This window comes from Haemophilus haemolyticus (assembly GCF_003352385.1).
Taxonomy (GTDB): domain Bacteria; phylum Pseudomonadota; class Gammaproteobacteria; order Enterobacterales; family Pasteurellaceae; genus Haemophilus; species Haemophilus haemolyticus_I.
Genome location: NZ_CP031243.1, coordinates 329,648 through 355,458 on the forward strand (window position 1 = coordinate 329,648; position 25,811 = coordinate 355,458).

The window sequence follows — 25,811 nt, forward strand, 5'->3', positions numbered from 1 at the left end:
GGTGCTTTTTTAACGCCAAATCATATTCAGTTTACGATGATTTATTGCGCAATCTTTTAAATAGGCATTAATTAAAGTTTGATAAGGAATACCTACCTCTTTAGATAATGCCTTAAAGTAATCAACCGCATCATCATCTAAACGAATTGTCACCACTTTTTTCGCTTTCAATTGTCCCGCATAAGGGTTACGAATCCCCTGAGAAAAATCATATTCATCTTTCATCATAAATTCTCCTTATATTGTTTGCTTTCATAAATAGTTGCTAAGCGAGCTGAAATAATCCGAATATTCTCATCTCGTTCACAATGAACAACCACAAGTGTATTATTTTTTTCACTACGTCCTAACAATAAAAAACGTTCTTCATAAAAAGAATGCTCTGGATCGGGTATTAACAATGCATAATCATCATAAAATACTGTCATCGCTTCTTCAAAGCTTATACCATGTTTAATTTTATTGAGTTCTGCTTTATTACGATCCCATTCAAACCCATTTAGCATAAGTATTATTCAATATTAAAACGTCAATATATTATATTTATAATTTGATGAAAAAACAAACGACATATAAGTTATCATTACCAAACATTAACAAAAAAACGCTAAGATTTTTATTTTTAGTGCTTTAAAAAATGCGGTAAATTTTTAATGCGTTTTATGGCTTGTGCTATACAAAATTTTATCCGTATAAGCCAAAGCAATTGCCGACACCAAAAAGCCCAAGTGCAACAATAACTGCCACATCATCGTTTTTTCTGGCATATTGCTTGCATTCACAAAAGTTTGCAGCATATGGATAGATGAAATGCCGATAATAGACATAGAAAGTTTAACTTTCAACACGGTGGCATTTACGTGGCTCATCCATTCAGGCTGATCGGGGTGATTACGTGTACGCAATTTGGATACGAAAATTTCATAACCTCCGATAGTCACCATTACAAGCAAGTTTGCGATCATCACAACATCAATCAAATTCAACACACCCAACATAATCGTGTTGGAATCCATATCATTGACATTAATCACTAATGCCCATAAGCCTTTAATAAACTTATAAGAGTAGATCGCTAGTGTTACAATCAAACCCAAATAAATTGGCACTTGCAACCAGCGACTAGCAAAAATTATTTTCGCGATAATATTCGATTGTTCATTATATTTCGCATAAGGATCAACAGATTTGTTTTCTTCCATTCGATTTTATTCCTAAATTAAATAGTGGGTTAAATAAACAAAAAAACCGCAAGAAAATAGCAGTTTTTTTGAAAATAGCAATAAAGAAATCGAGTTATTCTAATTTTATTTAAAAGTGTAAACAGATTCTCTTAACACGCAAGTTGGTTCTAAAACCAAAGTGCGGTAATTTTCATTAGGATTTTTAATTCGTTGCAATAGTGTTTCTACAGCGAGTTTGCCAAGTTCAGCTTTCGGTTGGCAAATGGTGGAGAGAGGAGGCGAGAGATAACGAGCCAATTCAATGTCATCATAGCCCATAATTGAAAGATCTTGCGGAATACGTAAGCCTTGTTGCTGAATAGCTTGGTATGCACCAACAGCAATGGTATCACTACAACAAAAAACTGCTGTTGGACATGAAGATTGAGTAAGTAAAGATTGTATACCAAGGACACCGCCTTCAAAGTCAAAATGACTTTCGACAATCCAATGAGGATTTAACGCAATTTTTGCTTCCGACAGCGCATTTTTGTAACCTTGTAAACGATTTTGTGCGACAGATTTTTTGAGATTTCCCGTAATAATGGCAATTTTACGATGTCCTGCATCAATTAATGCTTTTGTCGCCAAATAGCCACCAAGTGCTGAATTTTCGAGTATTTTATCTGCATTTAACTCAGTAAACCACCAGTCCATCACAACGAGTGGTAGCGAAATGGCTAACTCTATATCAGCCTGAAAACGGCTATCACCACACATCAAAAGCAAACCATCCACTTGTTTGTGCATTAGGGTTTGCAGATTTTGTTGTAGGCGTTTGGCATCGCCACCAGTGGTGGCAATAATAAGATTATATTGATGCTGCTGACAATATTGCTCCACGCCAGCCATCACTTCCGCAAAGAATGGATTATTTGTTGCGGTGACAAGTAGCCCGATAGTTTTGGTTTCTCGCACCTTAAGACTTCGTGCAACAGCTGAGGGGGTGTAATTCAGTTCAGCGACAATTCTCATCACTTTCTCACGAATTTCATCGCTAACAAAACGCGATCCATTAATAACATGCGAAACTGTGGAAGTCGAAACTTGCGCCAGTCGTGCAATATCTTTCATTGTCGCCATAACCCCCCCCTAAAAATTCACCGCACCTTAAGCGTGTTCAAGAAAATCTAAAGTTTCTTGACGCGTTGGAATAGAGGATTGAGCCCCTTTTTTCGTCACACTAATCGCAGCGGCAGCTTGACCAAAACGAATTGCTTCATCAAAGGATTTTTCTTCCAATAAAGCCGTAACAAAACCGCCATTAAATGTATCACCAGCTGCGGTAGTATCTATTGCTTGCACATAAAAGCCCTTAATGATGCGACTTTTACCTTTTCGACTGACAAACACGCCTTTCGCGCCAAGGGTAATCATCACGGTTTCAATGCCTTTATCGTGAAAAATACTCGCAGCTTTCACCGCACTTTGCTCGTTGGTTACCGTTACCCCCGTCAGGATTTCAGCTTCTGTTTCATTTGGTGTAATAATATCAATCAAACTCAATAATTCGTCCGATAAAATCTGCGCTGGAGCAGGATTTAGCACAACCTGAACACCATTTTTCTTAGCGATTTGAGCAGCCAGCTCCACACCAGAAAGTGGAGTTTCTAATTGCATTAACAAGCAATCCGATTGTGCAATTTGCGCCTCACTTTGACGAACAACCATTTCACCCAAATGTGCATTTGCACCGCTAGCCAGTACAATACTGTTCTCACCAGATTGGGCAACTTGAATAAATGCTATTCCCGTCATTTCCTGTGAAACGGTATTAATAGAGGTTGTATCAATTCCTTCTTGCGCAAACGCATTTTTCATTGTTTTGCCAATGCTATCTGATCCAATGCAACTAATGAACGCTACTTTTGCTCCTAAACGAGCAGCCGCCACTGCTTGATTGGCACCTTTGCCACCATAGGCAATTTGATAATTTTGACCAGTTAGCGTTTCACCGGGTTTAGCAAAGTAAGGCACAGAAATAACGTGATCAGCATTGATACTACCGAGAACCGTGAGGGTTTTTCTCATTATTTTATCCTGTATTGTTATATTTTTTCTTTCTACACAATGGGACAAATATAATTTGCCCCATAATGTGATATAACGAGCTATTCAGTAGATAGATTATTCACTTATTACTTTCAAATCTACTGGAATTTTAGCTTCAACTTTTTCGCCTTTTAAGATTTTATCAGCTGTAACAACACCCAATGAACCAATAAGATCAGGTTGTTGTGCAATAGTTGCAGCCATTTTTCCACCTTTCACCGCTTTAACACCATCATCTGTACCATCAAATCCCACAACAAGGACTTTTTTGTTAGATGCTTTAATTGCCCGTAATGCACCTAATGCCATCTCATCATTTTGAGCAAAAATAGCCTGTACATCTCCTTTTGAGGCAAGCAAATTTTCCGTTACATTCAAACCTTTTGTACGATCAAAGTCCGCAGGCTGACTAGCTAATACATTAAACTTATGTGCAGTGATGGCTTGTTTAAACCCTTCACCTCGTTCGCGTGCTGCAGATGTTCCCGCAATACCTTCAAGTTGAATCACCTTGGCATTATCGCCTAATTTCTGTGCGATAAAATCACCTGCCATTTTACCACCTGCGATATTGTCAGATGCGATATGGCTTACTACTTTTCCTTTAGCTGCACCACGATCTAATGTAATAACTGGAATATGATTACGGTTTGCAATCGCCACTGCGTTGCCAACAGCTTCAGAATCAGTCGGATTGATCAATAATATTTTTACACCACGCACAGTTAAATCTTCGACATTAGCAAGTTCTTTAGCAGGGTCATTTTGTGAATCAAGCACTACTAACTTATAACCTAATTCATCCGCTTTTTTCTGTGCGCCATCTTTTAACGTTACAAAAAATGGGTTATCTAATGTAGATACTGCCAAAGCAATTGTGTCTTGAGCAGAAGCAGAGCCAGAAACAGCCAAACCTAATAATACAGCAGAAGTAAGTGCGGTTAGTTTTTTCATAGTTTCTCCTTAAAGTGAGTTACAGTTTTTTTGTACCAAGATAGTTATCGGCTAAAACAGCAACCAAAATAACCAACGCTTTTGCTATCATTTGATAGTAAGATGAAATATCTAATAAATTTAATGCATTGTTTAAAAATCCGATGATTAATGCACCGATGAGAGTTCCCATTACACGACCTTTTCCCCCCATCAAACTGGTTCCACCGACTACCACGGCGGCAATTGCATCTAATTCATAAGATACGCCAGCAGTGGGTTGAGCGGAAGATAAACGTGAAGTTACAATTAAACCCGCCAGCGTAGAAAGAAATCCACTCACCGCAAAAACAAATACTTTGATTTTATTGACGTTAATACCAGAAAGTTGGGTCGCTGCCTCATTTCCACCTAAAGCATAAATATAGCGACCGATTGGTGTGTGTTTTAAAATATACCAAGCAACCGCAAACACGATACTCATAATCCAAATTGGTACTGGGATACCTAAAACATAGCCTGTACCAATGCTAGCAAATAGATCAGCATTATCCGAAAAACCTGTCGTAATAGGGCGACCGTCTGTATAAACCATTGTCACCCCACGTAATAATGTCATCGTAACAAGGGTAGCAATAAATGCTTGAACTTTCCCTTTTGCCACAATTACACCACTTATGCCACCAAGAAGTGTTCCAATCAATAAAACCACAGGAATTACTAAAAAAATAGGCAATTCAATACTTACCATTGAGGCTGCAATAGCGCCAGTCAATGCCAATACAGATCCAACAGAAAGATCTATACCTGCAATTAAAATAACGAAAGTCATACCCACTGCAATAATCGCATTAACCGAAGTTTGGCGTAAAATATTCAAAATATTATCTACGCTAAAAAAATCAGGATTAATCATTGATACAATCGCGATAAGAATAATCAACGCAATAAAAGAACGCTGTTCAATCAAAAATCTTCCTATTTGAAAATTAGATGTTTCATTTTTCATCATACTTACCTACTCTTATTTACCAATAGCTGCTGCTAATAACTTTTCTTGTGTTGCCTCTTCACGAGAAAATTCTGCACTAATTTTACCTTCACGCATTACCAACACTCGATCGCTCATACCAAGCACTTCTGGCATATCAGATGAGATCATTAAAATGCTCAAGCCCTCTTTCTTAAATTCGTTAATCAACTGATAAATTTCTTTCTTCGCGCCAACATCTACGCCACGAGTTGGTTCATCTAAAATCAACACATTTGGGCGAGTCATTAATCCACGAGCAATTGCCACTTTTTGTTGATTTCCACCAGATAGCAAACCTACTTGTTGATCACGATTAGGTGTTTTAATGTTAAACATCAGAATAAAGTCATCTACTGCCATTTTTTCCGCTTGATGACGAATACTGCCTTTTTGTGAAAAATGATCGAGCGATGTGAGCGACATATTTTCTTTTACTGACATTCCTAAAACCAAGCCATCACCTTTACGATCTTCGGATATATACACGATGCCATTATCTAAACCATCTTGAGGAGTGTGATTCTCAATATCCTGATTTTTTAACCGCACTTTTCCCGCCGTTTTTGGCAACGCACCGTAAAGTAGCTTGCCGAGTTCCGTTCTACCCGCGCCCATTAAGCCAGATACACCAACAATTTCACCGGCATGCAATTTGAAGGAAACATCATCAATGCCGCTTCCGCTCACATGTTTCACATCCAATACACATTCGCCTTTTTCTTGTGATAAATGCGGATATTGTTCATCAAGACGACGACCAACCATCATTTCAATTAAATCATCTTCTGTAATCTCTACCACAATGCGTTCACCGATAAATTGACCATCGCGTAAAACCGTCACATCATCACAAATTTTGAAAATTTCTTTTAAACGATGAGAGATATAAACAATGCCACGATTTTCTGCTTTGAGTTCACGAATCACATTGAATAGAGCTTCAGTTTCCGTATCTGTGAGTGCATCGGTTGGTTCATCCATAATGATAACTTTGGATTCAAAACTTAAGGCTTTGGCTATCTCCACCATTTGTTGCTCACCAATAGAAAGTTCAGCGCAAAGCTGTTTACTGCTGTGAGTTACCCCCAAACGCGCAAGCAGCTTGTCTGCTTCTTGGTGCATTTTCTGCCAGTTAATCGCTCCCCAAGGGGTTTTAAATTCACGACCAAGAAAAATATTTTCCGCAATGGTGAGATTGCCAACTAAATTAAGTTCTTGGTGAATAATACTAATGCCAGCTTCCTGTGAGGCTTTAGGTCCATTGAAATTAACTGATCGATTAAGATACTCAATTGTGCCTGCATCTTTGGAATAAATACCAGTAAGTACTTTCATCAACGTTGATTTACCCGCCCCATTTTCCCCCATCAATGCCATTACCCGTCCAGCGTAAACAGATAAACAGGCATTATTCAAGGCTTTCACACCCGGAAATGACTTATCAACACCACTAATTTTGAGTAAAGTTTCCATAATTTCACCCTGATTAAAATGGCACGCCAGAATATAAAATCACATTGGCATAAGGTGAACATTCGCCAGTACGAACAATAGCTTTACTTTCGAGGGTGAATTTTTTAAAAGTTTCGTGTGATACAAATTCCACTTGTATTTGATTACCCTGATGGCTTTCAAGTTGTTGAAGTTGTGTTAAAAGTGCGGTCAATATTTCTGGATTTTTTTCTTTAATTTCTTCTGCAATAACAACGCGTTCAACATACATTTCATTCGTTACTACATTAAACGTTTGTAAAAAACTTGGTACACCCGCAGTTAATGCGAGATCGATACGTTCCACACTTAACGGAATTGGAAGTCCCGCATCGCAAATCGTCAAATTTTCCGTATGACCAAGCGTAGCAATGCAATGCGAAAGTTGCGCATTCAATAAAGCTGTTTTTTTCATCTAAAAGCTCCTTTTCTTGTTATCGAAACGTTTCGATAGAGCAAATATAGATAACAAAAATAGAAAAACAACAAAGAAATATCAGATTTGAGAACTTGATCACAAAATATTTGTGTTCTGTACCTGATAATGATCAATGCATTGAAAACGCCCTGTTAAACAACAGGGCGTTCATATTTCACTACCATTGATACATTGCACCAGCGCCTACGCCGACTTTACCTTGCGTGTTGCTGGAAAACGAGCCTTTAAAAATCCATTTTCCATTATCAGTCATTCTTGATGCGCCAAGGGAAATTGAGGATTGATCACCGTAGAAACCACTTCCGATACCTATGCCCATTTTACCAGGGGCTGAAACTTGTGGAATTGAGCCTTGAGCAATTGCACTTGCTGTGCCAGCTTCTGCTTTTTTACCCACTTTATCAATGCGGCGTTGGATATTCCGTTCTGCCTGATCAAGCTGGGCTTTGTTTACCGCATCCATCGGATTAACCCCCGAAGCTACATTAACAATTCGGTTTCCACCATTATTTAGCCCTTTCTCGGTTAGCGAAACTTGGCTATCGCCACTGCCAATAGTTACGCCTTTTTCATTCATTACCGTCTCGCCAGATTTAAATTCTTTGGAGGAAACGCTGTTTAAATTTTTGATGTCTTTATTCAGGCTAATTTTTACCTGTTTTTTTCCACCTTGGGTTTGATGAATAATCTCAAGATTGCTGTCTTGGTTGTCCATAACAATTTCAGCGGATTGCCCATCTTGGCCATTCTTGCCGTCTTTGCCATCTTTCCTAGCTAAGCCAGTATCTCCTTTTTCCCCTTTTTCTCCTTTAAAAGCAGGATCATTTTGGAGAGAGGTTTTGTCTAAACCTACAAAGAGAACCTTTTTATTTTCAATTGTTTTTATTTCTGCTTTCAAGCCATCAGTGAAATTAATATTCAAATTGTTTAATGGAAGTGAGATAGCATTCCCCAATGCCGTATCAGAACCTTTACTATAAAAAGAAACAGGTGCATTTGCCAAAGCTTTTAATTGCGCTACATTAACTGCATCGGTGTCTTCAGTACCCGCTGCAAGATTATTAATTTGGCGACTGATGCCTAATTCTGAATTACCAACAGATATACCTGCTGCGGTACTTTGCCATGGGATAATATTTTTTATCTTATTCAGATGATTATTTATCTTCTCTTTATTTTGTTCAATATTTCCCTTTAATGTATTGATTTCACTTGTTAATGTGGTTTTATCTGCTGATGCAACTGTTGGATCTAATAATTTATCTTCTTTTTCTTTAAGTAATCTTTCATTATTTAGTAGTTCATCACCTTCAGCTTTTAGATCTATTAGAACCTGCTCATACTCGCTTTTAGTCATAGAGCCTCTAATTGCTTCTATATTTTTTCCCTCAGGATGATAACCAAATTGACCTTTCTCAATATCTGTTTTTGATCGAGAGCCTAAAGCCACACCATCATTCAACGTTGCTTTTGCAAAATAACCAAGCCCTATTGATCTATCTGCTGATGAATGTGCCAAAGAGCCTAAAGCAATGGAGCCATTACCTGACGAGGAAGAATTTCCACCAACGGAAATCGCATAAGTACCATTGGCATTACTTTCCACCCCAACGGCGATAGCATAAGCATTATAATTACCCTCACTATTGACCGATGTATTTGCTTTTGCATTATTCCCTAAAGCAGTTGAATTAAATCCAAACGCTTGCGCTCCACGTCCAAACGCACCACTCCCCCAACCTTTAGCTTGCGCATCTGCACCAACAGCTGTAGCCCAAGATATAGTTGTTAATGCATTTTCACCAATAGCAACACTACGCTCCCCAGATAAAACATTTTCGCCATGATTTGTTGTTGGTGTATTTTGCGAACTTTCAACTCTTGCATTTTGACCAATCGCAACAGAATGGACGCTTTTTGCATCAATATAAGCCTTAGGACCTATCGCGACGGAATTAACACTTTTCGCGCCATCATTATTGAAATTAGATCCATCCCCAGTTTCTGTGGAATTAATAGACACATATTTTGTTTGGCTACTCCCAGTTCCAATTTTAGATACGACCTCTTTTAATTGCGCGACATTAACCGCATCGGTGTCTTTAGTACCCGCTGCAAGATTATTAATTTGACGAGTGATACCTAATTCTGAATTACCAACAGATACACCTGCTGCAGTACTTTGCCATGTGGTAATATCTTTTATCTTATTCTTACGCTCCTCGATATTCTCTTTATTCTTTGTAATCTTTTCCTTTAATGTATTGATTTCATTTGTTAATGTCGTTCTTTCTTCTGATGTAACTGTGGAATCCGCTAATCTATCTTCTTTTTCTTTAAGTAATCTTTCATTATTTAGTAGTTCATCACCTTCAGTTTTTAGCTTTGCTAGAACATCATCATATTGCTCTTTGGTTATGGTGCCTCTAATAGCTTCTATATTTTTACCCGCAGGATGATAACCAAATTGATCTTTATCAATCTCTGTTTTTGATCGAGAGCCTAACGCTACCCCCTCAGAAAGATTTGCATTTGCTTGATAGCCTAAAGCTAACGCTCTATCTTTTGTTACTCTGGTGTTATAACCTAAAGCAACGGATTCTGGGGAACTACCTTCAACAAGTGCGTGATCACCAATAGCAATTGCACTAGAAGAGAATGTTTTTACTTGGGCATTTTGACCTATAGCCACAGCTTGCTCAGATGCAAACGAAGATCTACCAATTGAAATACCGCCCGTTTGCTCCGCAATTGCTTTGTCACCTATACTTATCGTGCCATTATTTAACGATTTTGCGCCGTAACCAATCGCAATCGAAGATACATCACTTCCCCCGCAATTACCATCGTAACATTCTGTTCCAGCTAGACTTTCTGTACCGATGGCAATTGAACTTTGCGATGTCGCTTTAGCTTTTACACCAATTGCCATTGCATTTTTAGAATTTTGTAGGTGATTCTTACTCTCATAAATCGCACCACGATTATCATAATTTGAGTCCTCCCCTTTTTCATCTGCATTAATGCTGAAATAGTGGGTTTCTGCTTGCTTTAACTGCGCCACATTTACTGCATCGGTATCCTCTTTACCTGCAGCCACGCTTTTGATTTGATGTAATTTGCTATCAGTTTTGCCGAGATTGTGGGCAGTGCCAATATAATTCGGCATTGGGAACAAAGCGTCAATTTGGGCTTGTGCCGCTTGTTTCTCACTTTCGTCTGCTGAACCATTTGCGACAATAGTCATATTATTAATAAATGTTGTGACGTTATCGTCAGTGCCTAAAATCGACTTCCATTTATCTTTGATGGCTTGTGCTTTATCCTGAGCTTCTTTTGCCTCGTTGAAACGCTCTGTCCATTCAGCTCTAGCAGCATCCATCTCTGGACCTGAATAAATTCCTCTGCCTACTAGAGCAGTCATTTTTGCTCTAGCAGCATCACGTTCTGTAGCTTTTGTTGCGCTCAACGTTACCTGTTGTTGATATTCCTGCCATTTATCTAAACCAAAAGCAGGATCTCTTGCGTTAATAGTTTGAGAGATTTTCGGATCATATCCACCTATTAATGGATTTACATCAGCAGCAAACACTGGCGCATTTAACATCGAAAACACAGAGAGGGCAGCAAAAGAAAATTTTGTATAAAAGTGCGGTAATTTTTGGATGGATTTAGCTAGACTTGTTTGTTTGTTTGTTTGTTTGTTTGTTTGTTTGTTTGTTTGTTTGTCGGAGTGTATTCATTTGATATATCCTTAGATACAAGTTATTACAGCAAAATTCCATTTACTATTTTGTGAAAAGATTCGAATCCTAGCACGTTTCGCTCCCCGAGGGGGAGCAATTTTTGAGAAATAATAGATTTATTTAGATACGTTCAATGCTTCTAACCTCGCCAAATCCACCTGATTATTTAACAGCTCCACATCGGGCATAGTTTTATTGGCTTTTGCAGAAAGGGTTTTAAATCGTTCTACTTTGCCAACTAAACCTTGTTGGCCAACAAGTGCTATTACCGTGCTGTTGTATTGGTTGCTGACAGTGGAAAGCGTATTGCCAAGCTTACTTAAACGTTCTGCGACCAAGCAAATTTGGTTATAAATTTCACCCGCTTTTTCAGCGATTTCTTTTGCCTCTGCATTACCGCGTTCGATGCGCCACAGGTTTGCCACGGTGCGTAAAATCGGCATTAGCGTAGTGTGAGAAACCATAATTACATTACGTTCATAACCGTAATTAAATAAAGCAGGATCAGATTTTAAAGCCTCAATATATGCGGGTTCCACCGCAATAAACATAAGAACAAAATTCGGGCTACGCATGCCAATCAGATTACTGTAATCTTTTTTATGCAGATCGTTAATATGGTTTTTTAATGCAGAAACATGTTCTTTGAGTAAACGCTCACGTTCAAAATCATCCTCAGAATTTACCGCACTTTCGTAAGCCACGAGCGACATTTTGCTGTCGATAATTAAGTGTTTATCATCGGGTAAATTCAACACAAAATCAGGGTAATTGCGTCCACCTTGTTCATCTTTAAAATGCGCTTGAGCACGGTAATGTACATTTTCTTCAAGCCCTGCCAGTTGCAACGCTCGTTCTAATTGCACTTCGCCCCAGTTGCCTAACGTTTTCTTTTCGCCTTTCAGCGCAGAAGTTAAATTACTCGCCTCTTGCGACATATTCAGACCAATTTCCAACACTTTTTTAATTTCAGCTTCCAATCCTGCATTACCTTTCACGGATTCGGAGTGAATTTCATTGACACGTTTTTGGAAACCTTCAATTTGCTCACGGAAAGGCTTGAGCAACGTTTCCAAGGCAGTTTGATTTGATTGACTAAATGATCGACTTTTTTCATCCAAAATCCGATTGGCTAGATTTTGAAATTCCACACCCAACTGCTGCTTAGATTGTTCAAAGTTTTGTTGTTGCTCTGAAAAATGTTTTTCTTTCTCTGCTAAAGTTGTTTTTAATCCTGTTAACTCTTGAGAAAGTGCGGTCAATTTTTCGGTCAAATTTTGTCGTTCTTGTGTGAGATGATGTATTTGTTCATCACGTTCAGTTAAACGATATTGCAGCCCTTGATTTTCAGTCTGTACTTTAATTGTTTGTTGTTCAAACTGGTTTTTAATACCGCTTAGCTCATCAAATTTACTGGCAAGTTGATTATAATCTTGAGTCGTTTTTGATAATTCTTGATGAAGATGTGTATATTTTTGCTGGCGTAGAATAAGCAATAAAATCAATAGAACAACGATTGCTAACAAGCTAAAAAGCCACAAATTCTCTGACATATATCCCCCTTAACATGATGCCGTAAATTATAACATAGAAATGTGAGTTAAATTTTAGCCTCAAGTGCGGTGAAATTATCTTACTCACCGCCCTTATCATAGGCGGCATCAGTCAGCGTTTTCAAAAACGCTTCCAACGCATCAATTTCTGTATCAGTAAGCGGTTTACCTTTAAGATCACTATGGCTTATCGTTGGAGCATATTCTGCTGCCGACCAAGGTTTGCCCGTTTCGGGATTTATCTTACGCTCAGGATTATTGTGGCTATCTAAAAATAATAATACGGTACGCAGCTCTTTAAATACGCCGTTATGCATATAAGGTGCGGTAACTGCTACATTACGCAATGTCGGTACTTTAAATTTGCCTTTTTGAGCGATATCACCTTCCACCATTGGATTATCTAACAATCCATTATCCACCCAATCTTCGCTTAATTTATTATGAGCAATCAACGCCTCATTTTTCGGCACGCCGAGATTGAAATAACGATAATTTGTAAAAGTTTCTTCACGATGATCTTTTTCATTCAGCTGATGACAATTACTACAAGTTGTTTTTTCTTTATCAAAAAATAACGCCTTGCCTAATGCCTCTTGCTCAGTAAATTTATCTTGCCCTGCCAAAGTGCGGTCATATTTAGAACTGAATTGAGCAAACAAATCTAATTGCTGAAATGCAGCAAGCGCTTGTTCCATAATGGCGTAAATTTTCTCATCATCTTGCCAAATTTCTGCGCCCCAATGCTTGGTAATGTAATCTTTCACCGCCTGATTTTCGGCAATACGTTTCACCACGCTGGCTTTGTCTTTCATGCCCATTTCAACAGGATTGAGTGGAGGTCCCCCGCCTGCTCAGCTAAATGTTTTGCTCGACCATCCCAAAATTGACCGCCAACATAATCCTTAATTTTTTCATCGAAATGAAAATCAGGGGAATATTTTGCATAAATGGCTGTTGGTGTGTTGCGATTACCAAACTTTGTCGGATCATCACCTTGTGAAACCATTTTATTGATATCGTTTTTGCGTAAATCCGCAAAAGCCGCTGCGGGCATATGGCAAGTAGAGCAACTCTGTGTTTTATTGTGAGAAAGTGATTTATCAAAAAAGAAAGCCTGACCCAATCCAAGCAATGCCGGATTTATAGGTTCTTCTTGAGCAAAACAAAAAATAGGTAAGGCAAATAATGACAAGAAATATTTTTTCATTTTCATTCCATGAGCGTAAAAAATAACCGCACCTGAGAAGTGCGGTCAGATTTATGATTATTCTTCTTTTGGTAATCGAATCAGGGCATAAATTAATCCGCCCCACACTAACGCGAGAGACACGATCATCATAATAATTGCGCCAGTAGTCATTTTATTCTCCTTTAGTTTCATCAATCGTTAATTTGGTTTCGCTTTTCCATTTTAAGCGAGAAAGGAAGAATGCCACGACAAGTAAGCTAATAGACATTCCCCAACCAAAAGTATTTACAAACCAGTTTGGATAACCTTCGTAACCTTCAGAGAAGACTTTTGCGCCTTCGCTGAAAAGCATGAATGCTAAAACACCACTCGTTAATACAATACATAAACGCCAGAAGAAACCCACTTTGAAAGATGAAGTTTCATTTAAGTGATTACCCAATAAACCGAGTTTTTCATTTGCCACAATCGCAATTAAAGAAGCGAATGCTACGGCAACGATACCGAAATAGTTCACGAATTTATCGAATACATCTAACATTGGTAAGCCTGTTGTTGTGCCGAATAAGATTACAGAAACTAGCATCATTGGTACACCCACGATGAATGTTACTTTCCCGCGGCTAATACGAATTTTATCTTGAATTGCAGAGATAATAACTTCAATTACTGAGATGAATGAAGTTAATGCGGCAAAGGTTAATGAACCGAAGAACAACACGCCTAGCACTTCGCCAAATGGTGCTTTGTTGATGATGGTTGGGAACGCAAAAAATGCTAAACCGATTCCGCCTTTTGCTACTTCGCTAACTTCTTGACCTTGCGCTGTTGCAATAAAACCTAATGCTGCAAATACGCCGATACCCGCTAACACTTCAAAGCTACTGTTCGCAAAACCTACAACTAAACCACTTCCCGTTAAATCGGATTGTTTTTTGAGATAAGAGGCGTAAGTTACCATAATCCCAAATCCAATAGAAAGAGAGAAGAAGATTTGTCCATAAGCGGCAATCCATACACTTGGATTAGAAAGTTTCGACCAATCTGGTGTAAATAATGCATCTAAACCTTTTGCCGCACCAGGTAAGAATAAGGAATAAATCACAAGTGCCATAAACATCACAACGAGTACTGGCATTAATACGGAGGAGACCTTAGCAATTCCTTTTTGGACGCCCATAGAAAGTACGCCTAAGGCAACAATCCACATCGCAATTAATGGTGCGGTTACCATACCAACAAATTCAAAGCTGATACCGTTTTTAATATCGCCCATTTTCAAAAATTCGCCGATGAAGAAATCAATAGGTTTATCGCCCCAAGCACCAGTGAAAGAAAAATATGTGTAGCTTGCCGCCCAGCCTAATACTACCGCGTAGTATAATCCGATGATGACATTTACCATCATTTGCCACCAGCCAAACACCTCAAAGTGAGGGCTAAAACGACGATAAGAAAGTGGCGCGCCACCACGATGACGGTGACCAATGGCATAATCTAAGAATAAAAGAGGAATCCCTGCGGTTAATAATGCAATAAGGTAAGGGATGATAAATGCGCCACCACCATTTTCATAAGTGGTATAAGGAAAACGCCAAATATTACCAAGACCAACGGCAGAACCAATTGCTGCCAGAATAAATGCACGACGACCAGAAAAAGTCTCACGCTTTTGTGCTTTTGAGGCTGAGTGAGCCATAAATTATCCTATGTAAAAAATGAAAAGAGTTTCAATATAATGAAATCTAATCATCAGTCAATAAATAAGCAAAAAGAGCGGTAAAAATTAACGAATTTTTTAATAAAAAGAACATAAACATTCAAAGCAAGCCAATTTTCACCGCACTTTTTTCGTTTTTTTCGCGCCAAGCCCTACCAATGACTCGAAATTTCGCTACAATGCTGAACTTATCCCAAAATAAAAACAACAGGACGCAAACACAATGACAGGTGCACAACTCATCATGGAGTGCCTGAAAGCACACCATGTCACGACTCTTTTCGGCTATCCAGGTGGCGCAATAATGCCAACCTACGATGCTCTTTATGATGCAGGCTTAGATCACTTACTTTGTCGTAATGAACAAGGGGCTGCCATCGCAGCGATCGGTTATGCTCGTTCCACAGGAAAAGTGGGCGTCTGTATCGCAACATCAGGCCCTGGCGCAACGAATTTAGTCACTGGATTAGGCGATGCCATGATGGACTCCATTCCAGTTGTAGCCATTACTGGTCAAGTTTCCTCTCAATTAATCGGTACGGATGCGTTCCAAGAAGCCGATGTTCTTGGTCTTTCCCTTGCTTGTACAAAACACAGTTTTATCGTGCAAAGTGCGGATGAATTAGCTGATGTTTTTGCGCAAGCCTTTGAAATTGCTCAAAGCGGACGCCCAGGCCCCGTTCTTATTGATGTGCCTCGTGATATTCAAGTTGGTGAAGTCCCTGCAAATATAAAAGCCTACGTTAAAACTCTCGAAAAACCGACCGCACTTTCAGTAGATAAACTCGCTGAAGCAAAAGAATTATTAAAAAATGCTAAAAAACCTGTGCTTTATGTTGGTGGTGGCGTTGGTATGGCGAAGGCTGTGCCTGCCTTACGCGAATTTTTAGCCCAGATCCAAATTCCATCAGTCTCAACTCTAAAAGGTTTAGGTGCAATTGATCCAAATGATGATGTGTATATGGGAATGATTGGTATGCATGGCACAAAAGCTGCTAATCTTGCCGTGCAAGAAAGCGATTTATTACTTGTATGCGGTGCGCGTTTTGACGATCGTGTAACTGGTAAACTCGATACTTTTGCACCTCATGCTAAAGTGATTCATTGTGATATTGATGCAGCGGAAATTCATAAATTACGTCGTGCAGATGTTGCATTACAAGGGGATTTAATCCAAGCACTTAATGCTCTCAAACAAGAGCTTGATATTGAACCTTGGCGTGAACAAATCAGAAATTTCAAAGCAAAATTAGATTTCACTTATGTTGAAAATCAAGGCAATCGCCCGATTGATCCTTGGGCATTACTCAACACCCTATCTAATCGCAAACCAAATAATGCGGTAATTTGTACCGATGTGGGGCAGCATCAAATGTGGTCAGCGCAACACATGAAGCATTTTGCTCCAGAGAACTACATTACATCGGCAGGTTTCGGCACAATGGGCTTTGGCTTACCTGCTGCTGTGGGGGCAAAAAAAGCACGCCCGCAAGATGAAGTCATTTTGGTTACGGGTGATGGTTCGTTAATGATGAATATCCAAGAATTAGGCTCAATCAAACGTGGCAATTTACCGGTAAAAATTTTGCTATTGGATAACCAACGTTTAGGTATGGTTCGTCAATGGCAGGATTTATTCTGGAATAAACGTCGCAGTGAAACCATTTTAGATGACAACCCAGATTTTGTGATGCTTGCTAACGCATTCGGTATTCCTGCAGAACGTATTGAGTCAGCCGATGATGTGGATGCCGCACTCAACCGATTATTAAACAGCAAAACAGCCTATTTATTACAAGTATGTATTCCACCTGATGAATGTGTATGGCCACTTGTGCCACCGGGTGCATGTAACGCGGATATGGTAGAGGAGATGAACTAATGAATGAATATAAACTTGAACTCGTCGCTCGCCATCGTCCTGAAGTATTGGAACGCATTTTACGCGTAGCACGCCACCGCGGATTTACCGTTACTACAATGGAAATGACACTAATTGAAACCCAAGTGCGGTTAAAAATCACTGTAAAATCTGACCGCACTTTTGATTTGTTGGTTAATCAATTGGCGAAACTGCCGGATGTGATGGAAATAAATAATGAATAAGGAAAATAAAGAATTCTTTATTGAAAAAAATCTTTGGTGGTTACTTCTTATCATTGGTCTTATATCCCTGAGTGTTTACTTTTGGAAATTCCATGGTGTGCTAGCAAATGAAAGTGATAAATGGGATCATTTTGGAAGTTATATTGGTGGTATTTTTTCTGGAATGGCTTTTTTAGCACTTATTGCAGAAATGAGAGCGAATAGAAAAAGAGAAAAAAAACAGGAAGGGCGTTATCAAAAACAAATTAATGATTTAAATCAAGAGAAGAAAGAACAAGATCAAAGATGGGCAAAAGAGAGTTTTGAGAGAACGTTTTTTATGATGCTTTCTCAATTTAACGAGAAATTGTCTTCATTAAAAGAATTGGATATAAATAATATATATGATCTTATAGCAATAAATAATTCAAAAATTTTCTATAACATAAGAAATAGTGTAGAAGAAAATGATAAATACTCTGATATAAACATGTTGTTTATAAACTTATATAGAATATTAAAATTTACAGATGAAACTCATTTTGAAATAAATGAGAAGAAAGTCTATGTAAATATATTAAGAAGCTATCTTTCCAGGAAGTTTCTTGTTATTTTAGGATTTCATTTATTATATAAAGATTCATCATATAATAATTACATATATTATATTAACAAATATAATATTTTTGAACATATCGATTTGAAATCTCTAGAAATAAAAATGCTAAAAAATAGATATCTTTTATCTAGCGATTTATTTGATGAGTCATCCAATATGAATTATAGAATAATTCTTGACTACATTCTTAGAAAAAAAGATGGATATATTTTTGAAAAATCTAATAATCTTTATTCAAACTTTGAAATTATAAAAAAAGATTATACTTATAGCTACACAACAGAAAAATTCTATGAATTTGTTGAAGCAAGAGAAAAAGGTATAAGTTTTAAGTTTGAACAAGAGAATGAAGATATAAACATATATAATTACGATTTTATCTTTATGCACTTAATTGCAAATTTTAAACCTGAAGCATTTGCTAATAGTTTGGAATACCGTGATACTGCAATAGTATATGACTTATATGTATCAAAAATAAAAAATACATATTCTTAAAAACTTGGAGAGATTATTTATGCCAAAACTACGTTCAGCGACCAGTACACAAGGCCGTAATATGGCAGGCGCACGTGCCTTATGGCGTGCGACAGGAATGAAAGAAAATGACTTTGGTAAACCGATTATTGCGGTGGTGAACTCTTTCACCCAATTTGTGCCAGGGCATGTGCATTTAAAAGATATGGGACAGCTTGTTGCTGCAGAAATTGAAAAAGCGGGCGGCGTAGCAAAAGAATTTAACACCATTGCGGTGGATGATGGTATCGCAATGGGTCACGGCGGGATGCTTTATTCTTTACCAAGCCGTGATTTAATCGCAGACAGCGTAGAATATATGGTCAATGCACACTGTGCTGATGCGATGGTGTGTATTTCCAACTGTGACAAAATCACCCCAGGAATGTTAATGGCGGCAATGCGCTTAAACATTCCGACAATTTTTGTCTCAGGCGGTCCAATGGAAGCGGGTAAAACTAAACTTTCGGATCAATTAATCCGCTTAGATTTAGTGGATGCGATGATTGAGGCAGCCGATCCAAATGTAAGCGATGAGCGTATTGATGCGATTGAGCGTAGCGCTTGCCCAACTTGTGGTTCTTGCTCTGGTATGTTTACCGCAAACTCTATGAATTGCCTTACCGAAGCCTTAGGTTTATCTTTACCTGGCAATGGTTCCATGTTAGCCACTCACGCAGACCGAAAAGAATTATTCTTAAAAGCAGGTCGTCAAATTGTTGAGCTGTGCAAACGCTATTACGAACAAGATGATGCAAGCGTATTGCCTCGTTCAATCGGTACTTTTGATGCCTTTGAAAATGCAATGAGCCTCGATATCGCAATGGGGGGGTCAAGTAATACAGTTTTACACTTGTTAGCGGCTGCCCAAGAAGCAGGCGTAGATTTTAAAATGGAAGATATTGACCGTTTATCGCGCAAAGTCCCTTGTTTAAGCAAAATTGCGCCAAACACCAATAAATACCATATGGAAGACGTACACCGTGCAGGCGGCATTATGGGATTGTTGGGTGAATTAGATCGTGCTGGATTAATTCATAAAAATACACTCACCGTGCTTGGAATGAGCATGGGAGAACAACTAGACCAATACGATATTATTCGCAATCAAGATGAAGAATTACATAAATTCTTCCGTGCAGGCCCTGCAGGCATCCGCACAACTCAAGCATTCTCACAAGATTGTCGCTGGGATACCGTCGATAATGATCGTGTAAACGGTTGTATTCGCAATAAAGAAAATGCGATCTCTCAAGAAGGTGGTTTAGCCGTATTATTCGGTAATCTCGCGGAAGACGGATGTATCGTTAAAACCGCGGGCGTAGATGAATCTATCTGGAAATTCACCGGCACGGCAATCGTATTTGAAAGCCAAGAAGATGCGGTTGCAGGCATTTTAGGTGGCAAAGTCAAAGAAGGTCATGTCGTTGTTATCCGTTACGAAGGCCCTAAAGGTGGACCAGGTATGCAAGAAATGTTATACCCAACCAGTTACTTAAAATCGATGGGCTTGGGCAAAAAATGTGCTTTATTAACGGACGGCCGTTTCTCTGGTGGTACATCAGGCTTGTCTATTGGACATGCATCACCAGAAGCTGCTTCTGGCGGTGCAATCGGCTTAGTACGCGATGGCGATATTATCAACATTGATATTCCAAACCGTGCAATTAACTTAGAAATCAGTAATGAAGAACTCGCAACACGCAGAGCCGAACAAGATCAAAAAGGTTGGCAGCCAGCTCACCGTGAACGTGAAGTATCTTTCGCATTAAAAGTATTCGGTCACTTTGCCACCTCAGCGGACAAAGGTGCGGTACGCGATAAAACATTGTTAAAATAATTTAACGGTTCCCCCCTCCTTCATAAGAGGGGGGATAAAACAAAGGAAAAACTAACCGCACTTCATCATAAAAACAAACACTATGAAAAACCTACTCACCAATCCTCAACCTTCTCAATCAGATTATATCAATGCCATTGTTAAACTTGGTTCGCGCGTATATGAAGCTGCACAAGTGACCCCTTTACAAAAAATGGGAAAACTTTCTGAACGACTGCACAATAATATCTGGATTAAACGAGAAGACCGTCAGCCAGTAAATAGCTTTAAACTACGTGGCGCTTACGCAATGATTTCTAGCCTTTCAGCAGAACAAAAAGCAGCAGGCGTAATAGCCGCATCTGCGGGTAACCATGCGCAAGGCGTGGCATTATCAGCGAAACAATTAGGCTTAAAAGCATTGATCGTCATGCCACAAAATACCCCAAGCATTAAAGTGGATGCAGTGCGTGGTTTTGGTTGTGAGGTGTTGTTGCACGGTGCTAATTTTGATGAAGCCAAAGCAAAAGCGATTGAGCTTTCAAAAGAAAAAAATATGACATTTATTCCGCCATTCGATCATCCATTAGTGATCGCAGGACAAGGCACGTTAGCGATGGAAATGTTACAACAAGTGGCGGATTTGGATTATGTGTTTGTACAAGTCGGTGGTGGTGGCTTAGCTGCAGGTGTAGCAATTTTGCTTAAGCAATTTATGCCAGAAATTAAAATCATCGGCGTAGAATCAAAGGATTCTGCATGCTTAAAAGCCGCTCTCGACAAAGGCGAACCAACAGATTTGACCCATGTTGGATTATTTGCAGATGGCGTTGCCGTAAAACGCATTGGTGACGAAACATTCCGTCTATGTCAGCAATATCTTGACGATATGGTATTGGTCGATAGTGATGAAGTGTGCGCAGCAATGAAAGATTTGTTTGAGAACGTTCGTGCTGTTGCAGAACCATCAGGTGCGTTAGGTTTAGCCGGTTTAAAAAAATATGCAAAACAAAACCATATTGAAGGCAAAAATATGGCGGCAATTTTGTCTGGCGCGAACTTGAATTTCCACACATTACGTTATGTATCTGAACGTTGTGAAATTGGTGAAAATCGAGAAGCTTTATTAGCCGTGACCATGCCTGAACAACCCGGTAGTTTCTTAAAATTTGCTTATGTATTAGGTAACCGAGCAGTAACCGAATTCAGTTATCGTTATGCAGATGATAAACGTGCTTGTGTGTTTGTTGGGGTAAGAACAACAAATGAGCAAGAAAAAGCAGATATTATTGCAGACCTCACTAAAAATGGTTTTGATGTTGAGGATATGTCTGATGATGATATTGCGAAAACGCATGTTCGCTATTTAATGGGTGGTCGCGCATCAAATGATAATGAACGCTTATATACGTTCGAATTCCCAGAGCAAAAAGGTGCGTTATTAAAATTCTTGGAAACATTACAAAATCGTTGGAATATTTCATTATTCCACTATCGTGCCCACGGCGCAGACTATGGAAATATCCTTGCTGGTTTCCAAATTGAAGAACGCGAACAAGCAGAATTTGAACAGGCCCTTGCTCAACTCAATTATGTTTTTGAAGATGTAACAGAAAGCAAATCTTATCGTTATTTCTTACGTTAATCTTATAAAAAAGGCGTGATATTTTTCACGCCTTTGTATTATTCAAACTCTAATTCCACCGCACTTTCGCCAAGTAAATTGACCAATTCCGTCAGAATTTCATCTGTTGGAATGATCGACCATTGCACGCCCAAACGTAACAACGCACGACCTTTCGGACTTTGATAATACACATTAATCGGCAACGTTCCACCACTTACCGGCTCAAGTAATGCTTTAAGTTGTTTAATGAAACTTGGTGTAATTTGATGCTCAGAAAGACTAATAGCTAAGGATTTGACATAACGGGAACGAGCCTCATCTAAGGTCATTAATTCTCGCACCGTCATTTTTAAGCCACCAGAGAAATCATCAAAGCTCACCTGCCCAGAAGCAACAATCACCGTATCTTTTTGCAATTTCTCACCAAATTGTTCTAGGCTTTCACCAAATAATGTTAAATCTAAGCGACCTGAACGGTCATCTAATGTTGCAATACCTAGCCGATTGCCTTTTTTCGTCATCGCAATTCTCGATGCCACGACTAACCCAGCCACTGTGCTAATTTGTCCACGGCGATTTGGTGCAAGATCTTTTAAGCGAGTTGAAGTGTAATGAGAAAGTTCTTTCAAATAACGGCTAACTGGATGGCTACTTAAATAAAGCCCCAAGGTTTCTCGTTCACCATCAAGGATTTGTTTTTCGGTATAAGGCGGTGTATTGGCATAGGCATTTTCCACTTCTTCATGGGTTTCAGTCAGCACACCGAACATATCCGTTTGACCCATTGCTTCATCTTTCGCATGCTGATCGGAAGCTCTAAGCGCATCTTCTAAATTCTTAGAAAGTGCTGCGCGATGTGGCCCTAATTTATCAAAGGCACCTGACATAATTAGGCTTTCAAAGGTGCGGCGGTTAATTTTTTTCAAATCTACACGAGCGCATAAATCGAATAAATCTTTGAAAATCCCCCCTTCATTTCTTGCCGTCACAAGTGCGTCAATCGGGCCTTCTCCAACACCTTTAATCGCGCCAATACCATACACAATTTCACCTTGTTCATTGACGCTAAAATGGTGTTTGCCGATATTAATATCTGGTGGCGTTACTTTTAAGCCCATGCGTAAACATTCGTCGTACAACCCTACGATTTTATCCGTATTATCCATTTCAGATGTCATCACTGCAGCCATAAATTCTGCAGGGAAATGGGTTTTGAGCCAAAGGGTTTGGTAAGACACCAAAGCATAAGCGGCAGAGTGAGATTTATTAAAACCATAGCCAGCAAATTTTTCTACCAAGTCGAAAATCTTCATAGATAGATCGCCATCAACGCCGTTTTTCTCCGCACCTTCTTTAAATACAGAACGCTGTTTTGCCATTTCTTCTGGTTTCTTTTTACCCATCGCTCGACGCAATAAGTCAGCCCCACCCAAGGTATAGCCAGCCAACACCTGCGCAATTTGCATCACTTGTTCTTGATACAAAATAATACCGTAAGTCGGCTCAAGAATAGGTTTCAAGCTTTCATGTTGATATTCTGCATCTGGGTAAGACACTTCTTCTCGCCCATGTTTACGGTCGATAAAGTTATCCACCATGCCTGATTGTAGCGGGCCAGGACGGAACAATGCCACCAACGCGATGATATCTTCAAAACAGTCCGGTTGCAGGCGCTTAATCAAATCCTTCATTCCGCGCGATTCCAGCTGGAACACGGCTGTAGTTTCGGAACGTTTAAGTAATTCAAAAGATTCAGGATCATCAAGTGGAATGGCGGCAATATCTACTCGAGGCTTGCCTTCACGCACCATACGAGCATTAATCATATCCAATGCCCATTTAATGATGGTGAGAGTGCGCAAGCCTAAGAAGTCAAATTTCACAAGCCCAGCATATTCCACATCATTTTTATCAAAGTGAGTAACCGGATGTAAGCCTTCATTATCACAATAGAGCGGTGCAAAATCAGTAATTAAGGTTGGTGAAATGACCACGCCACCAGCATGTTTACCTGCATTACGCGTCACACCTTCCAGCTTGCGCGCCATATCAATCAATGCTTGCACTTCTTCATCGCTGTCGTAGGCGGTCTGTAATTGTGGCTCAGCCTCAAATGCTTTCGCAAGCGTCATACCAGGATCGGGCGGAATTAATTTCGAAATACGATCAACGAAACCATAAGGATGCCCCAGCACTCGCCCCACATCTCGAATAACAGCTTTCGCCGCCATGGTTCCAAAGGTGATAATTTGTGATACAGCGCCACGGCCGTAGGTTTCAGCAACGTGCTCAATCACTCGGTCTCGACCATCCATACAGAAATCCACGTCGAAATCGGGCATAGACACACGTTCTGGATTTAAGAAACGCTCAAAAAGCAAATCAAATTCTAGCGGATCTAAATCAGTGATTTTTAATGCATAAGCCACTAATGAACCCGCGCCAGAACCACGACCCGGTCCAACAGGAATATCGTTATCTTTCGACCACTGAATAAACTCCATTACGATCAAGAAATAACCTGGGAATCCCATTTGGTTAATCACATCTAGCTCAACTTGCAAACGTTCATCATATTTTGGTCGTTTTTCTAACCGCACTTTTTCATCAGGGAATAAAAAAGCTAAACGTTCTTCCAAACCTTCTTTGGCTTTTTGCACCAAGAAATCTTCTGTACTTAAATCTCCCGTCGGGAATTGAGGCAAGAAATATTGACCAAGGCGCAAAGTCACACTACAACGCTGCGCAATTAATAAGGTATTTTCGAGAGCGGAAGGAATGTCAGCGAATAACTTGCACATTTCCTCTTCGCTGCGGAAATATTGTTGTGGGGTATAACGTTTTGGACGTTTAGGATCATCTAATGTATAGCCATCACGAATAGCAACACGAATTTCATGAGCCTCAAAATCATCAGATTTCAAAAACATCACATCGTTCGTCGCCACCAAAGGCAATCCATGACTTTTAGCTAATTTTAATGCGGCTTGGATATAACGTTCTTCATCAAGTCTGCCAGTACGCGTAAGTGCAAGATAAAAATGATCAGCAAAAAATTCTTGGTAAAAAGCGACCGCACTTTCAATTTCGGCTACGTTTTCTTTCAACAATTTTTTACCTATATCGCCTTGCGTCCCTCCCGATAAAATAATCACTCCCTCGCGATGTTCAATTAACCAATTTTGATCGATATAAGGATAGTCATCGTAACCCTGCTGATAGGCTTTTGAGAGTAATAATGTAATGTTTTTATAGCCTTCGTTATTTTTAGCCAGCAAAGTAAGATCAAAGTATTCATTGCCACACAATGCGCTTTTGACCTTTACATCTGCCCCGATAATTGGCTTCATCCCCGAAGAAAGCATTTCGCCATAAAAACGCACCACACCACAAAAATTAGTAAAATCTGTTAATCCCATAGCAATCATTTCATTGGCAGCACAAGCTTTCACTAAAGGTTTCACTTTGACAATACTGTCGATCATCGAGAAATCAGTGTGCGTGCGAAGATGGACGAAACGAGGCTGGGATGACATTGAAAATCCTTAAAGTGCGGTTAAATTTTGCCGTAAATATTAAAGCGGTATTATAGCGAATTTTTCAAATAAATGCCTATGCAACGAACGGCTTTCCTAATTCGCTCGGATAACCGATTGCGTGAACAAAAAATGTTAAGTAGATCAAAATTTTGATAATTATCCGTTCCCATTTTGGGTGATTTCGGCTAGTCTAGCAGCGATTTATTTATTTCAAGAGAATAAGG

General features: G+C 39.3%; 19 protein-coding genes and 1 pseudogene. 5 read left to right on the forward strand and 15 right to left on the reverse strand.

Annotated elements, in window-relative coordinates:
- Positions 1-9: 9 nt before the first annotated feature.
- From DV428_RS01650 to DV428_RS01715, 14 genes and pseudogenes are all read right to left on the reverse strand, one after another.
- On the reverse strand, positions 10-228 hold the full coding sequence (locus tag DV428_RS01650) for a BrnA antitoxin family protein (RefSeq protein WP_005632699.1): 219 nt from the start codon (positions 226-228) through the stop codon (positions 10-12).
- The gene (locus DV428_RS01655; RefSeq protein ID WP_005632698.1) at positions 225-506 is read right to left on the reverse strand and encodes a BrnT family toxin; all 282 of its coding nucleotides are present in this window, start codon (positions 504-506) and stop codon (positions 225-227) included. The genes DV428_RS01650 and DV428_RS01655 overlap by 4 nt, the downstream gene beginning before the upstream one ends.
- Positions 507-650: 144 nt before the next feature.
- The gene (locus tag DV428_RS01660) at positions 651-1,202 is read right to left on the reverse strand and encodes a TIGR00645 family protein (protein WP_114908462.1); all 552 of its coding nucleotides are present in this window, start codon (positions 1,200-1,202) and stop codon (positions 651-653) included.
- Between the two features lie 105 nt (positions 1,203-1,307).
- The gene (locus tag DV428_RS01665) at positions 1,308-2,306 is read right to left on the reverse strand and encodes a substrate-binding domain-containing protein (protein WP_114908463.1); all 999 of its coding nucleotides are present in this window, start codon (positions 2,304-2,306) and stop codon (positions 1,308-1,310) included.
- A 27-nt stretch (positions 2,307-2,333) separates the two neighbouring features.
- Positions 2,334-3,254, reverse strand: a complete 921-nt coding sequence (rbsK, locus tag DV428_RS01670; protein WP_114908464.1) for a ribokinase — start codon at positions 3,252-3,254, stop codon at positions 2,334-2,336.
- Positions 3,255-3,350: 96 nt separating this feature from the next.
- On the reverse strand, positions 3,351-4,229 hold the full coding sequence (gene rbsB / locus DV428_RS01675; protein WP_114908465.1) for a ribose ABC transporter substrate-binding protein RbsB: 879 nt from the start codon (positions 4,227-4,229) through the stop codon (positions 3,351-3,353).
- A 19-nt stretch (positions 4,230-4,248) separates the two neighbouring features.
- Positions 4,249-5,217 carry a ribose ABC transporter permease gene (gene rbsC, locus DV428_RS01680; protein ID WP_162790810.1) on the reverse strand — a complete coding sequence of 323 codons (969 nt, stop codon included), beginning with the start codon at positions 5,215-5,217 and terminating at the stop codon, positions 4,249-4,251.
- 15 nt (positions 5,218-5,232) lie between these two features.
- A complete protein-coding gene (gene rbsA, locus DV428_RS01685; RefSeq protein ID WP_114908467.1) occupies positions 5,233-6,714 on the reverse strand; it encodes a ribose ABC transporter ATP-binding protein RbsA in 1,482 nt (493 codons plus the stop codon).
- Between the two features lie 13 nt (positions 6,715-6,727).
- Positions 6,728-7,147 carry a D-ribose pyranase gene (rbsD, locus tag DV428_RS01690; RefSeq protein ID WP_114908468.1) on the reverse strand — a complete coding sequence of 140 codons (420 nt, stop codon included), beginning with the start codon at positions 7,145-7,147 and terminating at the stop codon, positions 6,728-6,730.
- A gap of 181 nt (positions 7,148-7,328) precedes the next feature.
- Positions 7,329-10,778 carry a YadA-like family protein gene (locus DV428_RS01695; RefSeq protein ID WP_114908469.1) on the reverse strand — a complete coding sequence of 1,150 codons (3,450 nt, stop codon included), beginning with the start codon at positions 10,776-10,778 and terminating at the stop codon, positions 7,329-7,331.
- 255 nt (positions 10,779-11,033) lie between these two features.
- On the reverse strand, positions 11,034-12,470 hold the full coding sequence (locus tag DV428_RS01700; protein ID WP_114908470.1) for a DNA recombination protein RmuC: 1,437 nt from the start codon (positions 12,468-12,470) through the stop codon (positions 11,034-11,036).
- 80 nt (positions 12,471-12,550) lie between these two features.
- Positions 12,551-13,680: pseudogene (locus tag DV428_RS01705) on the reverse strand (cytochrome-c peroxidase).
- A 57-nt stretch (positions 13,681-13,737) separates the two neighbouring features.
- A complete protein-coding gene (locus tag DV428_RS01710) occupies positions 13,738-13,833 on the reverse strand; it encodes a methionine/alanine import family NSS transporter small subunit (RefSeq protein WP_114908471.1) in 96 nt (31 codons plus the stop codon).
- Position 13,834: 1 nt separating this feature from the next.
- On the reverse strand, positions 13,835-15,361 hold the full coding sequence (locus DV428_RS01715; protein WP_114908472.1) for a sodium-dependent transporter: 1,527 nt from the start codon (positions 15,359-15,361) through the stop codon (positions 13,835-13,837).
- 244 nt (positions 15,362-15,605) lie between these two features.
- Here DV428_RS01715 and ilvG point away from each other — a divergent pair, with 244 nt between their 5' ends.
- The 5 genes from ilvG (at position 15,606) to ilvA (ending at position 22,066) form a co-directional block, all read left to right on the forward strand.
- Positions 15,606-17,264, forward strand: coding sequence for an acetolactate synthase 2 catalytic subunit (ilvG, locus tag DV428_RS01720; RefSeq protein ID WP_114908473.1), 1,659 nt, complete (start codon positions 15,606-15,608; stop codon positions 17,262-17,264).
- On the forward strand, positions 17,264-17,488 hold the full coding sequence (gene ilvM, locus DV428_RS01725) for an acetolactate synthase 2 small subunit (protein ID WP_114908474.1): 225 nt from the start codon (positions 17,264-17,266) through the stop codon (positions 17,486-17,488). The genes ilvG and ilvM overlap by 1 nt, the downstream gene beginning before the upstream one ends.
- A complete protein-coding gene (locus tag DV428_RS01730; protein ID WP_114908475.1) occupies positions 17,481-18,584 on the forward strand; it encodes a putative phage abortive infection protein in 1,104 nt (367 codons plus the stop codon). Before ilvM ends, DV428_RS01730 begins: the two co-directional genes overlap by 8 nt.
- Positions 18,585-18,603: 19 nt before the next feature.
- Positions 18,604-20,442: a dihydroxy-acid dehydratase gene (ilvD, locus tag DV428_RS01735; protein ID WP_114908476.1), complete on the forward strand. Its 1,839-nt coding sequence runs from the start codon at positions 18,604-18,606 to the stop codon at positions 20,440-20,442.
- An 82-nt stretch (positions 20,443-20,524) separates the two neighbouring features.
- Entirely contained in the window at positions 20,525-22,066 is a 1,542-nt protein-coding gene (gene ilvA, locus DV428_RS01740) for a threonine ammonia-lyase, biosynthetic (RefSeq protein ID WP_114908477.1), read from the forward strand.
- A gap of 38 nt (positions 22,067-22,104) precedes the next feature.
- Here ilvA and dnaE read toward each other — a convergent pair whose 3' ends face one another.
- A complete protein-coding gene (dnaE, locus tag DV428_RS01745) occupies positions 22,105-25,584 on the reverse strand; it encodes a DNA polymerase III subunit alpha (protein WP_114908478.1) in 3,480 nt (1,159 codons plus the stop codon).
- Positions 25,585-25,811: the final 227 nt, after the last annotated feature.

Coding starts and splice junctions, on each gene's coding strand:
- DV428_RS01650 (WP_005632699.1), bottom strand. CDS start 228: ATGATGAAAGATGAATATGATTTTTCTCAGGGGATTCGTAACCCTTAT.
- DV428_RS01655 (WP_005632698.1), bottom strand. CDS start 506: ATGCTAAATGGGTTTGAATGGGATCGTAATAAAGCAGAACTCAATAAA.
- DV428_RS01660 (WP_114908462.1), bottom strand. CDS start 1,202: ATGGAAGAAAACAAATCTGTTGATCCTTATGCGAAATATAATGAACAA.
- DV428_RS01665 (WP_114908463.1), bottom strand. CDS start 2,306: ATGGCGACAATGAAAGATATTGCACGACTGGCGCAAGTTTCGACTTCC.
- rbsK (WP_114908464.1), bottom strand. CDS start 3,254: ATGAGAAAAACCCTCACGGTTCTCGGTAGTATCAATGCTGATCACGTT.
- rbsB (WP_114908465.1), bottom strand. CDS start 4,229: ATGAAAAAACTAACCGCACTTACTTCTGCTGTATTATTAGGTTTGGCT.
- rbsC (WP_162790810.1), bottom strand. CDS start 5,217: ATGAAAAATGAAACATCTAATTTTCAAATAGGAAGATTTTTGATTGAA.
- rbsA (WP_114908467.1), bottom strand. CDS start 6,714: ATGGAAACTTTACTCAAAATTAGTGGTGTTGATAAGTCATTTCCGGGT.
- rbsD (WP_114908468.1), bottom strand. CDS start 7,147: ATGAAAAAAACAGCTTTATTGAATGCGCAACTTTCGCATTGCATTGCT.
- DV428_RS01695 (WP_114908469.1), bottom strand. CDS start 10,778: ATGTTAAATGCGCCAGTGTTTGCTGCTGATGTAAATCCATTAATAGGT.
- DV428_RS01700 (WP_114908470.1), bottom strand. CDS start 12,470: ATGTCAGAGAATTTGTGGCTTTTTAGCTTGTTAGCAATCGTTGTTCTA.
- DV428_RS01710 (WP_114908471.1), bottom strand. CDS start 13,833: ATGACTACTGGCGCAATTATTATGATGATCGTGTCTCTCGCGTTAGTG.
- DV428_RS01715 (WP_114908472.1), bottom strand. CDS start 15,361: ATGGCTCACTCAGCCTCAAAAGCACAAAAGCGTGAGACTTTTTCTGGT.
- ilvG (WP_114908473.1), top strand. CDS start 15,606: ATGACAGGTGCACAACTCATCATGGAGTGCCTGAAAGCACACCATGTC.
- ilvM (WP_114908474.1), top strand. CDS start 17,264: ATGAATGAATATAAACTTGAACTCGTCGCTCGCCATCGTCCTGAAGTA.
- DV428_RS01730 (WP_114908475.1), top strand. CDS start 17,481: ATGAATAAGGAAAATAAAGAATTCTTTATTGAAAAAAATCTTTGGTGG.
- ilvD (WP_114908476.1), top strand. CDS start 18,604: ATGCCAAAACTACGTTCAGCGACCAGTACACAAGGCCGTAATATGGCA.
- ilvA (WP_114908477.1), top strand. CDS start 20,525: ATGAAAAACCTACTCACCAATCCTCAACCTTCTCAATCAGATTATATC.
- dnaE (WP_114908478.1), bottom strand. CDS start 25,584: ATGTCATCCCAGCCTCGTTTCGTCCATCTTCGCACGCACACTGATTTC.